Origin of the sequence: Nocardioides sp. NPDC057577 (assembly GCF_042801335.1) — a bacterium.
Classification (GTDB): Bacteria; Actinomycetota; Actinomycetes; order Propionibacteriales; family Nocardioidaceae; genus Nocardioides.
The window spans coordinates 1-11,986 of sequence record NZ_JBHVGB010000180.1 but is presented as its reverse complement, the minus strand read 5'-3'; the positions used below and the strand labels follow the sequence as shown (position 1 = coordinate 11,986).

Here is an 11,986-nt window from a genome sequence, read left to right as displayed (position 1 = left end):
GCCCCACGACGATCTCTGCGTGAACGAAAATTCGTTCACCCTCAGATCCCAAGCCCCTACCCGACCCGGATCTCCGCGCCAAACCCCTGCCGCCAGCCCGATAGCCAGCCAGTCTTTTCTCGGCGACGGCCGGTGTCAAGGATCGCCGAAGGCGACCGGCGTCAGCCGGCGGCCGCAGGCCGTCCTTTACTCCGGACGCCGCCGAGAACACCCTCCAAGCAAGGGTCGGCGGCAGACACCAGCCACAAAACACAGCACCCAACTACGACCGCCGAGTCAACACCCTCTGCGCCACCACGAACACCAGCACCAACACCCCGATCGTGATCCGCGTCCACCACGACGACAACGTGCCGTCGAAGGAGATGAAGGTCTGGATCGTGCCCAGCACGAGCACCCCGAGCAACGACCCGACCACGAAACCGCGGCCGCCGGTGAGCAGCGTGCCGCCGATGACCACCGCGGCGATCGCGTCCAACTCCATCCCGACCGCGTGCAGCGAGTAGCCCGAGAGCGTGTAGAGCGCGAACAGCAGCCCGCCCAGCGCGGCGCACAGCCCGCTGATCGCGTACACCCCGACCTTGGTCGCCGCGACCGGCAAGCCCATCAGGAGCGCCGACGGCTCGCTGCCGCCGAGTGCGTAGACGGTGCGTCCGAAGCGCGTCGAGGCGAGGACGTACGCAGCCACCGCGACGATCACCAGCGCGAAGACCGCCGTCCACCCGAGGTAGTAGCCGCCGGGCAGGGTGATCGAGCCGAACGCGATGGCCGAGAAGGTCTCGTCCTTGATCGGGATCGAGTCGACGCTGATCAGGTAGCAGAGCCCGCGGGCCAAGAACATGCCCGCCAGAGTGGCGATGAACGGCTGGATGTCGAAGTAGTGGATCAGCAACCCCATCGCGGTGCCGAGCAGGATGCCGGACAGGAGCACGACCACGATCACCGCGACCACCGGCAGGCCGAGCTCGAGCGTCCGGGCCGCGATCAGCGTCGAGAGGGCCACGTTGGAGCCGACCGAGAGGTCGATCCCGCCGGTCAGGATCACGAACGTCATCCCCACCGCGAGCACGATCAGGAACGCGTTGTCGAGCAGCAGCGTCAGGAAGACCTGCGGGTCGGCGAACCCCTCGTAGCGGATCCCGCCGACGCCGAACATGCCGATGAACAGCGCGAACGTGCCGATCACGGGCAGGTAGCGGCGCGGCGGGCTGTAGCGGGCGATCCGGGCGATGACACCGGTCTCGATCGTGGGCACCTGAGCACTCATGCCACAGCCTCCTCTCGGCTGGTCGGCGTGCGGTCGCTGCGCCGTTGCAGCACCGACCGCGCCTTCGGCGACTGCAGCAGGCACACGACCACGACCACCAGCGCCTTGAACAGATAGTTGGCCTCGGCCGGGATGCCGATGTTCGGGATGGTCCGGGTGAGCGTGGCGATCAGCATCGCCCCGACCAGCGTGCCGGTCAGCGAGAAGCGGCCGCCGGCCAGCGACGTACCTCCGATGACGACGGCGAGGATCGCGTCCAGCTCGATCCACAGACCGAGGCTGTTGGCGTTCACCGAGTGGGTGTTGGCGGCGATGATCAGGCCGGCGGTCCCGGCGCACAGCGCCGCGAAGACGTAGACGGTCCAGATGATCGTCCGTGACCGCACCCCTGCCAGCCGGCTCGCCTCCGGGTTGATCCCGACCGACTCGATGAGCAGGCCGAGCGCGGTGCGGCGTACGACGATCTGGGTGGCGGCGAAGACACCGAGCGCGATCAGAGCGGCGACGGGGAGGGTGAGCAGGTGGCCGGAGGCCAGCGCGGCGAAGGCGTCGTTGTTGACGGTGGTGATCTGGCCACCGGTCACCAGCATCGCGATCCCTCGGCCGGCGACCATCAGTACCAGCGTGGCGATGATCGGCTGGATGCCGACCACCGCGACCAGGAAGCCGTTCCACAGCCCCAGCGCGACGCAGACGGCGAGCGCCATCGTGATCGCGACGACGGCCGTGCCCGCAGCGCCGTCGGCGGGGCTCTTGACGATGTAGACGCAGGCGACGGCACCCGCGATGGCCGCCACCGCGCCCACCGAGAGGTCGATCCCGCGGGTCGCGATGACCAGCGTCATCCCGATCGCGACCAGCAGCACCGGGGCACCGTTGCGGACGATGTCGACCAGGCTGCCGAAGAGGTGACCGTCCTGGATGCGTACGTTGAAGAACGTCGGCGTCGCGATCAGGTTGACCACCAGCAGAGCACCGAGCGCGGCCAGCGGCCAGAAGAGCCGATGGGCCACGGCTCGGGCGCCGAGGGCCTTGGCGGGTCCGACGATCTCAGGCATCTGCTCGCTCCTTCTCGGCGAGGCCGCCAGGTTCGCCGGTGATGATCTCGAGTACGTCGTTGACGTCGACACCACGGTTGGGTCTCTCGGCGATCTTGCGGCGGTCCTTGAGGACCACCAGCCGATGGCTCAGCCGGAGCACCTCCTCGAGCTCGGCGGAGATGAACACCACGCTCATCCCCTTCTCGGCCAGATCGGCGACGAGCTGCTGGATCTGGGTCTTGGCGCCGATGTCGATGCCGCGGGTGGGCTCGTCGAGCAGGAGTACGTCGGGCTCCGTGATCAGCCAGCGCGCCAGCAGGACCTTCTGCTGGTTGCCACCGGACAGGCTTCGCATCGGCAGGCTCGGGTCGGCCGGTCGTACGTCGAGAGCGGTCATGAACTCCTTGACCAGCGTCGAACGGGTGGCCGCCGGGATCGGCCGCAGCCAGCCACGGCTCGCCTGCAGGCCGAGCAGCATGTTGTCGGCCACGGAGAGCTCCTCGAAGACGCCCTCGGCCTTGCGGTCCTCGCTGCAGAAGGCGAGCTTGCGGTCGATCGCATGCCGTGGGCTGCGCAGCCTCCGGCGACTCGAGCCGCGAACGGTGAGGTCTCCGGTGTCCGGGGCGTCGGCGCCGAACAACAGCCGGGCCAGCTCCGTACGCCCCGAGCCGAGCAGGCCGGCGATGCCGACGACCTCCCCGGGAAAGAGGGTGAGGTCGGTGGCCTCCAGGCTCCCCTTCCGACCCAGCCCGACCGCGCTCAGCACCGGGAGGCGGTGCTCGGTCGCAGCCTCCTCGGACGCCTCGTGCACGGCATGGTCGAGGCGTTCGAGGACCTGGAGGTCGCGGCCGATCATCAGCTGCACCAGCTCCAGCTGGGTGGTATCCGCGACCCGCCGCTCGCCCACCACGCGGCCGTTGCGCAGGATCGTCATCCGGTCGGAGATCTCGAAGACCTGGTCGAGGAAGTGGGAGACGAAGACGATCGCGGTGCCCTGGTCACGCAGCCTGCGCATCACCTCGAAGAGCCTGGCCGCCTCGTCGGCGTCGAGGCTCGAGGTCGGCTCGTCGAGGATCAGCACCCGGGCGTCGGTGTCGACGGCACGTGCGATCGCGACGAGCTGCTGGACGGCGATCGGGTGGCTGCCAAGCTCCGAACCGGGGTCGATTTCGATACCGAGGCCTTGCAGCGAGGCGGCGGCCCGGCGGTTCATCGCCCGGCGGTCGATCGCGCCGATCCCGTTGAGGCGGCGCGGCTCGCGGCCGAGGAGCATGTTCTCGGCCACGGTGAGGTTGGGCACCAGGTTGACCTCCTGGTAGACCGTGCTGATCCCGGCATGCTGCGCCGCGGCCGGGGTGGCGAACCGGGTCTCGACGCCGGCGATCTCCACCCGTCCCGAGTCGATCGTGTAGACCCCGGTCAGGGCCTTGATCAGCGTCGACTTCCCGGCCCCGTTCTCCCCCATGAGCGCGTGCACCTCCCCCGGCAGGAGTCGCAGCGAGACGCCGTCGAGCGCTCGGACCGCTCCGAACGTGATGGAGACGTCGAGCATCTCCACCACCGGCCGCGGTGGCTTCGTTTCTGCCTGGCTCATGTCGTACTGGCTCCTGGCGGGTCGGGGGCGGCGGAATGCTCACCGAGGTGACTCGGTGGGTGCGCGCTGCCCTCGCGGAGTTCCACGAGGGAAGCGACGCCTCACCGAGTGACCTCGGTCAACGGCGTCAGTACTTCCGGTCGGGCAGCGCCTCGGCGGCCTGCTCCGGGGTGAAGGTGGTCTCCTCGGTGACGATGCGGTCGGGGACCTCGTCGCCGGCGACGACCTTCTCGGCGACGTCCATCAGCTGCGGCCCCAGCAGCGGGCTGCACTCGACGATGAAGTTGATCTCGCCGGCGGCGAGCGCGGTCATGCCGTCCTTGACCGCGTCGACGGTGATGATCTTGATGTCGGTGCCGGGCTTCTTGCCGGCTGCCTTGATCGCCTCGATCGCGCCCAGACCCATGTCGTCGTTGTGGGCGTAGACGACGTCGATCTTCGGGTTGGACTGCAAGAAGGCCTCCATGACCTGCTTGCCGCCGTCACGGGTGAAGTCACCGGTCTGGGACTCGGTGATCTTGATCGTGGAGTCCGAGGAGATGACGTCCTCGAACCCCTTCTTCCGGTCGATCGCAGGCGCCGATCCGGTGGTGCCCTGGAGCTCGACGACGTTGACCGCGCCGTCCTTGTCGACGTCGGAGGCGTCGGCGTTGTCGACCAGCCACTGCCCCGCCTTCTCACCCTCCTCGACGAAGTCGGAGCCGATGAAGGTGACGTAGAGCGAGGTGTCCTCGGTGTCCACGGCCCGGTCGGTCAGCACGACGGGGATCTTGGCGCGCTTGGCCTCCTGGAGCACCGCATCCCAACCGGTCTCGACGACCGGGCTGAACGCGATGACATCCACCTTCTGCTGGATGTAGGACCGGATCGACTTGATCTGGTTCTCCTGCTTCTGCTGAGCGTCGGAGAACTTCAGGTCGATGCCGGCCTCCTCGGCCGAGTCCTGGATCGATGTGGTGTTCGCGGTGCGCCAGCCGCTCTCGGCGCCGACCTGGGCAAAGCCCATGGTGATCGAGCCGTCGTCGGCAGCTTCGCTGCCACCGCACGCGCTGAGCGACATCCCGCCGACGGCGAGCGTGCACAGGGCGATGAGGGTCTTCTTCACTGTCGTCCTCCAGTTTTTCACTGCGGCGGCCAGTGTGACCGTCGTCACGATGCGCCCTAGTGTGAGCGTTAACATTCCCCCGGTCAAGCGGAATCGGAAGATCGGTTCGAATCGGCAGCAGGTCGTCCGGAACTCCCCATACTGTGTCGATATGACGCTCACCCTGACCCCGGAACAGGCGCGCCGGATCGCCGTCCGCGCCCAGCTCCTCGATGCGCGCCGGCCCGTCTCGCTGGTGGAGACCGTCGACCAGCTGACGCTGCTGCAGATCGACCCGACCAGGGCGATCGCGCCGAGCGCGGATCTGGTGGCGTGGTCGCGGTTGGGCGATGCGTACGATCATTCGGATCTGACCTTCGCCCTCGAGCAGGAGCGCTCGCTGGTGGAGTTCTCCAGCTTCATCGTCCCTATGGACGAGATCGAGACGGTCCTCGCCCTCTCCCCGGGCCGGATCCACCCCACGGCTCTCGAGTGGGTGGAGGCCAACAAGAGATTCCGTACGCAGATCCTGGATCGCCTGCGAGCCGACGGTCCGCTCGTGGCCGGCGAGATCGAGGACACCTCCGAGGTGCCGTGGGCCTCGACCGGGTGGACCAACGACAAGAACGTGCTGCGGATGATCGAGCTGCTCAACCGGATGGGCGACGTCGCCATCGCCGGCCGCCGCGGCAAGCTGCGCACCTGGGACATCGCCGAACGCGTCTACCCGTCCGACCTGCGCCTTCCCGCCCCGGAGGAGGCGCTCAGGGTGGAGACGGTGCGCAGGTTGGGCTCGCTCGGGATCGCCCGTCCCGGGCGGAAGGACTCCTCCGGAGGCGAGGTGCTCGGCGCCGGTGACGCGGGCGTCCTCTGCACCGTGGCCGGCGTCGACGGCGAGTGGCGGGTCGACCCCGAGGCCCTGGCCGCCCTCGAGGACGGGTTCTCCCCGCGGGCTGCCCTGCTCTCCCCCTTCGACCGCCTCGTCTACGACCGCGACCGGGCGCTGGACCTGTTCGGGTTCGAGTACGTCCTGGAGATGTACAAGCCGGCCGCCAAGCGACGCTGGGGCTACTTCGCCCTCCCGATCCTGTACGGCGAGCGGCTCGTCGGGAAGCTCGACGCGAAGGTGGACCACAAGAAGGCGCAGATGAACGTCTTCGCCGTCCACGAGGACATCGGGTGGACCGGGGAGATCGGGGACGCGGTGGAGGCCGAGATCGAGGCGCTGGCCGGGTGGCTGGGCGTCGAGATCACCCACCCGTGACAGTGACCCGAAAACAGGGCAAACCGACGCGAATTGCCCTTCTCCACCTCCTTCGAGGCGCTTACTGTGAGCGAACGGGGTCGGAAATCGATCAAAGGAGACGATCCGAATGGCAACGCTCAACCCCTACATCAGCTTCAAGTCCGAGGCCGCTGAGGCGCTCGAGTTCTACCGGTCGGTGCTCGGCGGCACCGTCGAGACGATGACCTTCGGCTCCATGGGTGACGCGATGGGTCCGGTGGACCCGGAGGCGAAGGACCTGATCATGCACGGCTCGCTCACCCTCGACGACGGCCTCGTCCTGATGGCCGCCGACACGCCTCCAGGGATGGACCACGTCGCTCCGACCGCCGGCATCACCGTCGCGATGACCAGCGCCGACCCCGCCGACCAGCCCCGCTTCGCCGACTACTACGCCAAGCTCTCCGAGGGCGGCACGCCCGCGATGCCGTTCGCGCAGGCTCCATGGGGTGACTACTTCGGCCAGTTCGACGACAAGTTCGGCGTGAGCTGGATGTTCGACGTCGCCGGCCCGGAGTCGGCACAGGCCTAGACGAAGGTCCGCCCAAAGATCCGTCTTTCGTAGGAGGCGTCGATCAGCGAGCCGTTTTACTGTCGGTACATGCTGATCGCAGAAGACCTGCTGCTGCTCGTGCTCGACGACGAGAAGGGCACGCTCGCCTCGTCCTGGGTCCAGCAGGCGCTGGGCGGAGCGATCCTGACCGAGCTCGTCATGACGGGCTCGGTCCAGATCGTCCCCAAGTCCGGGCTCAACCCGGCCAAGGCCATGGCGCTGCCGGGCAGGCGGCCGGACGAACCGATCCTGGCCGCTGCGTACGACGTGCTGGCGGCCAAGCCACTGGCGGCCAAGAACGCCGTCACCAACCTCGGCAAGGGCCTGCACGAGGCCCTCGCCGCGCGGCTCTGCGACCGCAACATCCTCAAGCGCCGCGACGAGAGGATCCTCGGCCTCTTCCCGCGCACCACCTGGCCGGCGGCGGACTCGACCCACGAGAACGCCGTACGCGGCCACCTGGTCGCCGTGCTGGTCCAGGGTGCCGCACCGGACGCACGGACCGGACCGCTCATCGCCCTCCTCTCCTCCATCGACCTCGCCCACAAGGTGGTCGACACGAGGGCCGTCGGCGCCGGGGCGGTCAAGAAGCGGGCGAAGGAGATCGCCCGGGGCGACTGGGCCGCCAAGGGCGTCAAGGACGCGATGGACGAGGTCACCGCGGTCATGACCGCGGTGATGGTCGCCACCACGGCCGCCACGACCACCGCGGCCATCTGACCCGACGACACAACCCGAGGATCGCAGTCACCGGGTGACTGCGATCCTCGGGTCTGCGCCTGCGGTCAGCCGAAGAAGACCCGCAGGTCGGCGGCGATGACGTCGGGGCGCTCCAGGGCGGCGTAGTGACCACCCTCGGGAAACTCCGACCAGTGCTGGATGTTGGCGTTGTCCCGCTCTGCCAGCGACCTGATCGTCTGGAAGTCGTCCTTGAAGACCGCCACGCCGATCCGGCCCTGGGAGACCTCCGGCTCACGCTCGGCGCGCCCCTCCTCGAAGTGGTAGCGCGCGGCCGAGGCGTAGGAGTTGGTGAGCCAGTAGTAGGTCGCCTGCTCGATGACCTGCTCGGGGGTGACCAGCGACGTGCCGTTGCCGAAGGACTCGAAGAGCTCGCTGTAGGCCAGCGTCCCGACCGGCGAGTCGGCCAGCGCCGCACCGATCGTCTGCGGGCGGGAGCCGTTCATCGTGTTGTAGCCACCGACGGACTGGAACCACTGCAGGTGCTCCAGCGCGGCGTACTCCTTCGGCCCGAAACCCTCGAACTCGCTCGGGTCGCCGGACGGGAACGAGAAGAGCTGCAGGACGTGGGCGCCGAGGAACCCCTCGGGGTCGAGCAGGGCCAGCTCGCGACCGACCATCGCGCCGCCGTCGCTGCCGTGAACCCCGTAGGACTCGTAGCCCAGCCGCCGCATCAGGACGTCGTACGCCTCGGCGACCCGCCGCATCGTCCAGCCGGTGTCGAGGAGCGGGGCCGAGAGCCCGAAGCCCGGCATCTCCGGGATCACCAGGTGGAAGTCCGCGGAGAGGTCCTCGACCATCTCGAGGAACTCCAGGAACGAGCTCGGGTAGGAGTGGGCGAGCAGCAGCGCCTTGGCGTCCGGCCGCGACGAACGTACGTGGATGAAGTGGATGCTCTGGCCGTCGATCTCGGTCAGGTAGTTGGGCAGGGCGTTGATCCGCGCCTCGACCGCCCGCCAGTCGAACGCCTTCCAGCGCTCGACCATGTCGGTGAGGTAGGACGTCGGGGTGCCGTACGTCCAAGAGTCCCCGGGCACCGCGGGGGCGAACCGGGTGTTGTCCAGACGGGCGCGGAGGTCGTCGAGGTCCGCCTGCGGGAACTCGACGGTGACGGTGCTGATCTCGGTGTTGATTCCCTTGTTGACCTGCGTGTTCATGACATCTCCTTGGTTGTTTTCGACCTTGTGAGACCAGGTTATGAACGGTTCCGGCAAGCCTGATTCCGGAATTTCGCTGGCCGACGAAGTTGTTTTGGCGCAGTCTGAGCCCGTGCTGGAAACCTCCGCGCGACTCCTGGCGCTGCTCGGCCTCCTGCAGTCCTCGGCCGGCTGGACAGGAGCCGATCTGGCCGCTCGGCTCGACGTCTCCGAGCGCACCGTGCGCAACGACATGACCAAGCTCCGCGAGCTCGGCTATCCGGTCGAGTCGGTGCGCGGCCCTGGTGGGCGCTACCGGCTCGGCGCCGGCGGCAATCTCCCGCCGCTGCTCCTCGATGACGAGGAGGCCGTCGCCGTGGCCGTGGGGCTGCGCGCCGCGACCGGGATCGCCGGTGTGGCCGAGACCAGCGCCCGTGCCCTCACCAAGCTCGACCAGGTGCTCCCCGACCATCTGCGTCGCAAGCTCGCCGCGGTGGTCGATGCGATGGAGACCGGCCCGGTCAACACCGACAGCAACGTCCCCGACCCGGATGTCGACGCCGGCACCCTGCAGGCGCTGGCGACCGCGATCCGGGACGGCTCCGGCGTACGCGCCGACTACCGCGGCGACCCCATCGAGATCGAGCCCTACCGCCTGGTCTCCTGGCAGCGCCGCTGGTATCTCGTCGCCCGCGACCCACGCGAGGACTCCTGGCAACCGCTGCGTGTCGACTGGCTGCGCCTCAAGGTCCCCGGCGGCCGCCCCTTCCGTCCGGTCGATCCGGGCTTCGACCTCACCGAGTTCCTGGTCCGTGAGGTCGCCCGCACCGGCTGGTCCGTCCACGCCCGCCTGATGATCGCCGCCCCCGCCGACGAGGTCATCGCCCGGATCAACCCCACCGTCGGCACCGTCGAGCCGATCGCCCCCGACCGCAGCGTCCTGGTCACCGGCGGCGACAGCCTCGAGGTCGTCGCCGTCTGGATCGGCATGCTCGGCCTCGACTTCACCGTCGAGTCACCCTCGGAGCTCCGCGACCACCTCGACGTCCTCGCGAAGCGCTACGCCGCGGCCATCACCGCACCGTAATGACGACGTCATGCTGATCGCGGAGGACCTCGTGCTGCTGACGCTCGATGGGGTCAGCGGGAGACCCGACAGCGGCCTCAGCCCTCGAATGCTCGATCTCCTGGCCGGCGGCGGCCTGGTGTCCGAGCTCGCACTCTCCGGCGCGGTCCAACTGCACCCCGACCCCGTCACACACAGGCTGGAGGTGCATCCGACCGGGGTCCGGATACCTCAGGATCCTCTCCTTCAGCGCAGCCTGATGCTCGCCGGCGGTCATCCGCGCCCCGCGCCCCTGATCAGAAGCTGCGGAATCGACATGCACGGCCAGCTCGTCAACCGCCTCGCCGACCAGGGCTTGCTGCGCCGGGAGCGGGAGAGGCGCTTCCTCATCACCCGGACCTCATGGCCCGCCGCCGAGTTCAGTTACAGACAGGACGTACGCCGCCACCTCGCCGCCGCCCTGTTCAACGGCGTCGCCCCGACCCGGCGGACGGCCACGTTGATCGCCCACCTCGCCGCCGTCGGCCAGATCCACCGGCTCTTCGACTCCCCCGTCGCGTTCCCGACAGACATGACGCACCGCGTGGATCACGTCACTCGGGGCGACTGGGTCGCCAGCACCGTACGCGGCATGTTTCGGCCATCTCGCGCACGAGGCGGCTGGTACGGGGGCGGCGACGGTGGAGGCTTCTTCGGTGGTGACGGCGGAGGTGGCGGAGACGGCGGGGGCGGTTGACGCCCGAACCTGGCCAGGTAGTGCCAGACCCGCTTCACCGGCGTGCGGCCAGTCGGGGTGGAACTGCAGCGTGACGCTCATCCTCGCACCGCGACCGCGCTCACGAAGGCGCGGATCAGCGGGTGGACGGGAGCACCGACGAGGGCGCCGATGTGGGGCTGGAACATGCTGGTGACGTAGAACGGGTGGTCCGGGAACTCCAGAACCTCCGCGCCGGCGTCGTCCGCGGTGGCGCCGACGACGACACCGATCTTCTCCAGCGCGGCCACGGCTTCGGCGCTCGGCGCGTAGTTGCAGAAGTGCATACCGACGAACGGCTCCGGCTGCCAGTCCGCAAAGCGGGTGCCGGGGACGGGAGTGACCAGCCGCTCCTCGCCGTAGAGCGAACATGCCAGCGCGGCAACCGCGTTGTCGTCTCCCGCGCCGTCCGACTCCGCGTGGGTCGCCGCCGAGCCGAGTACGTTGCGGGTCCACTCCAGCACCGCGTACTGCATCCCGCCGCACACCCCGAGGAACGGGATCCCCCGCTCCCGCACGACCGTGAGCGCCGCGATCACCGCGGCGTCATCGGCATAGGGAGAGCCGGGAACGAGCCAGACCCCGTCGTACGCCCCGACGTCGAAACCGGAGTCGGTCGGCACCCACTCCGTCTCGGCCCCGAGCTCGGCCAGCTGCGGCCGAAGCGCGTTGAGCTCCTGGTGGCTGCGGTGTCCCCGGTCGTCGCCGAGCAGTGCGATCATGCACCGGATCTTCTCAACCAGGTGGATCCCGATCCACCGATTTCAGCCATGGTCGGACTAAGTCGGACTAAGCTAGACTGGCATCATGACGACGCAGGTCAACATTCACGAGGCGAAGACGCATCTGTCTCGCTTGGTCGACCAGGCCGAGCACGGCGAGACAGTGATCATCGCGCGCGCTGGGAAGCCCGTCGTCCAGATCACTGCCCTTCCACAATCCACGGTCCGACTCGGTGGCCTCCGCGGCATGTTCTCGCTTCCGAGCGATGACGAGTGGGAAGAGATGGACGAGGAGATCAGGGGCATGTTCGACCCGGAGCTCGAGATCCAGGCGAGTCGCGACTGATGTTGCTCGACACCAACGTCCTGATTCGGATGACGGCGTTCCCCGACACGTTGGGACCCGTGGCCCGGGACCTCATCGAAGGGGGTCCGGTCTACGCGTCACCGATCTCCCATTTCGAGATCACGATGAAGCGGATGCTCGGCAAGTTCGATGCGCCGGAAGATCTCGTCCGACTCTTCGGCGATCAGGGCATCACCCCGCTTCCGTTCACGGAGCGGCACGCGGCACGCGTGGCCAAGTTCGAGGCGTTGAACAAGCACGACCCGTTCGACCGGATCCTGGTTGCTCAGGCCTCAGCGGAGGGCCTCGAGTTCATGACGTCCGACCGCATCCTGCTCGGGCTCGGCCACGACTGGATCCTGGACGCACGGAAGTAGGTCGAAGTTCGCAGTCACCGGGTG

13 protein-coding genes are annotated in these 11,986 nt (G+C 68.4%); 7 read left to right on the top strand and 6 right to left on the bottom strand.

Annotation, left to right across the window (positions count from 1 at the left end; genetic code table 11):
* Positions 1-262 precede the first annotated feature (262 nt).
* From yjfF to ACFU7D_RS25015, 4 genes are all read right to left on the bottom strand, one after another.
* Complete coding sequence (gene yjfF, locus ACFU7D_RS25030) at positions 263-1,267, bottom strand: galactofuranose ABC transporter, permease protein YjfF (protein ID WP_378732612.1); 1,005 nt, start codon at positions 1,265-1,267, stop codon at positions 263-265.
* Positions 1,264-2,325, bottom strand: coding sequence for an ABC transporter permease (locus ACFU7D_RS25025; protein WP_378872460.1), 1,062 nt, complete (start codon positions 2,323-2,325; stop codon positions 1,264-1,266). The genes yjfF and ACFU7D_RS25025 overlap by 4 nt, the downstream gene beginning before the upstream one ends.
* The gene (locus ACFU7D_RS25020; protein ID WP_378872457.1) at positions 2,318-3,901 is read right to left on the bottom strand and encodes a sugar ABC transporter ATP-binding protein; all 1,584 of its coding nucleotides are present in this window, start codon (positions 3,899-3,901) and stop codon (positions 2,318-2,320) included. The genes ACFU7D_RS25025 and ACFU7D_RS25020 overlap by 8 nt, the downstream gene beginning before the upstream one ends.
* A 127-nt stretch (positions 3,902-4,028) precedes the next feature.
* The gene (locus ACFU7D_RS25015) at positions 4,029-5,006 is read right to left on the bottom strand and encodes an ABC transporter substrate-binding protein (protein WP_378732618.1); all 978 of its coding nucleotides are present in this window, start codon (positions 5,004-5,006) and stop codon (positions 4,029-4,031) included.
* A gap of 151 nt (positions 5,007-5,157) precedes the next feature.
* Between ACFU7D_RS25015 and ACFU7D_RS25010 the strand changes: the two genes are divergently transcribed.
* From ACFU7D_RS25010 to ACFU7D_RS25000, 3 genes are all read left to right on the top strand, one after another.
* Positions 5,158-6,249, top strand: a complete 1,092-nt coding sequence (locus tag ACFU7D_RS25010; RefSeq protein WP_378872454.1) for a DNA glycosylase AlkZ-like family protein — start codon at positions 5,158-5,160, stop codon at positions 6,247-6,249.
* A gap of 109 nt (positions 6,250-6,358) precedes the next feature.
* Positions 6,359-6,802: a VOC family protein gene (locus tag ACFU7D_RS25005; RefSeq protein WP_378872451.1), complete on the top strand. Its 444-nt coding sequence runs from the start codon at positions 6,359-6,361 to the stop codon at positions 6,800-6,802.
* Between the two features lie 69 nt (positions 6,803-6,871).
* The gene (locus tag ACFU7D_RS25000) at positions 6,872-7,543 is read left to right on the top strand and encodes a GPP34 family phosphoprotein (protein ID WP_378872448.1); all 672 of its coding nucleotides are present in this window, start codon (positions 6,872-6,874) and stop codon (positions 7,541-7,543) included.
* Between the two features lie 65 nt (positions 7,544-7,608).
* On the opposite strand, the gene ACFU7D_RS24995 is transcribed toward ACFU7D_RS25000, so the two are convergent.
* Entirely contained in the window at positions 7,609-8,718 is a 1,110-nt protein-coding gene (locus tag ACFU7D_RS24995; protein WP_378872446.1) for an epoxide hydrolase family protein, read from the bottom strand.
* Positions 8,719-8,830: 112 nt separating this feature from the next.
* Between ACFU7D_RS24995 and ACFU7D_RS24990 the strand changes: the two genes are divergently transcribed.
* Together ACFU7D_RS24990 and ACFU7D_RS24985 are read left to right on the top strand one after the other, a co-directional pair.
* A complete protein-coding gene (locus ACFU7D_RS24990; RefSeq protein ID WP_378872443.1) occupies positions 8,831-9,784 on the top strand; it encodes a helix-turn-helix transcriptional regulator in 954 nt (317 codons plus the stop codon).
* A 10-nt stretch (positions 9,785-9,794) separates the two neighbouring features.
* A complete protein-coding gene (locus ACFU7D_RS24985) occupies positions 9,795-10,499 on the top strand; it encodes a GPP34 family phosphoprotein (protein ID WP_378872441.1) in 705 nt (234 codons plus the stop codon).
* Positions 10,500-10,576: 77 nt separating this feature from the next.
* Here ACFU7D_RS24985 and ACFU7D_RS24980 read toward each other — a convergent pair whose 3' ends face one another.
* Positions 10,577-11,239 (bottom strand): CTP synthase, encoded by a 663-nt coding sequence (locus tag ACFU7D_RS24980; RefSeq protein ID WP_378872438.1) that lies wholly within the window; start codon positions 11,237-11,239, stop codon positions 10,577-10,579.
* An 85-nt stretch (positions 11,240-11,324) separates the two neighbouring features.
* On the opposite strand from ACFU7D_RS24980, the gene ACFU7D_RS24975 reads away from it, so the two are divergent.
* Together ACFU7D_RS24975 and ACFU7D_RS24970 are read left to right on the top strand one after the other, a co-directional pair.
* On the top strand, positions 11,325-11,585 hold the full coding sequence (locus tag ACFU7D_RS24975; RefSeq protein ID WP_378732635.1) for a type II toxin-antitoxin system Phd/YefM family antitoxin: 261 nt from the start codon (positions 11,325-11,327) through the stop codon (positions 11,583-11,585).
* Positions 11,585-11,962 (top strand): type II toxin-antitoxin system VapC family toxin, encoded by a 378-nt coding sequence (locus tag ACFU7D_RS24970; RefSeq protein ID WP_378872436.1) that lies wholly within the window; start codon positions 11,585-11,587, stop codon positions 11,960-11,962. The genes ACFU7D_RS24975 and ACFU7D_RS24970 overlap by 1 nt, the downstream gene beginning before the upstream one ends.
* Positions 11,963-11,986 lie beyond the last annotated feature (24 nt).

Coding starts and splice junctions, on each gene's coding strand:
- ACFU7D_RS24970 (WP_378872436.1), top strand. CDS start 11,585: ATGTTGCTCGACACCAACGTCCTGATTCGGATGACGGCGTTCCCCGAC.
- ACFU7D_RS25020 (WP_378872457.1), bottom strand. CDS start 3,901: ATGAGCCAGGCAGAAACGAAGCCACCGCGGCCGGTGGTGGAGATGCTC.
- ACFU7D_RS25010 (WP_378872454.1), top strand. CDS start 5,158: ATGACGCTCACCCTGACCCCGGAACAGGCGCGCCGGATCGCCGTCCGC.
- ACFU7D_RS24985 (WP_378872441.1), top strand. CDS start 9,795: ATGCTGATCGCGGAGGACCTCGTGCTGCTGACGCTCGATGGGGTCAGC.
- yjfF (WP_378732612.1), bottom strand. CDS start 1,267: ATGAGTGCTCAGGTGCCCACGATCGAGACCGGTGTCATCGCCCGGATC.
- ACFU7D_RS24980 (WP_378872438.1), bottom strand. CDS start 11,239: ATGATCGCACTGCTCGGCGACGACCGGGGACACCGCAGCCACCAGGAG.
- ACFU7D_RS25005 (WP_378872451.1), top strand. CDS start 6,359: ATGGCAACGCTCAACCCCTACATCAGCTTCAAGTCCGAGGCCGCTGAG.
- ACFU7D_RS24975 (WP_378732635.1), top strand. CDS start 11,325: ATGACGACGCAGGTCAACATTCACGAGGCGAAGACGCATCTGTCTCGC.
- ACFU7D_RS25025 (WP_378872460.1), bottom strand. CDS start 2,325: ATGCCTGAGATCGTCGGACCCGCCAAGGCCCTCGGCGCCCGAGCCGTG.
- ACFU7D_RS24995 (WP_378872446.1), bottom strand. CDS start 8,718: ATGAACACGCAGGTCAACAAGGGAATCAACACCGAGATCAGCACCGTC.
- ACFU7D_RS25000 (WP_378872448.1), top strand. CDS start 6,872: ATGCTGATCGCAGAAGACCTGCTGCTGCTCGTGCTCGACGACGAGAAG.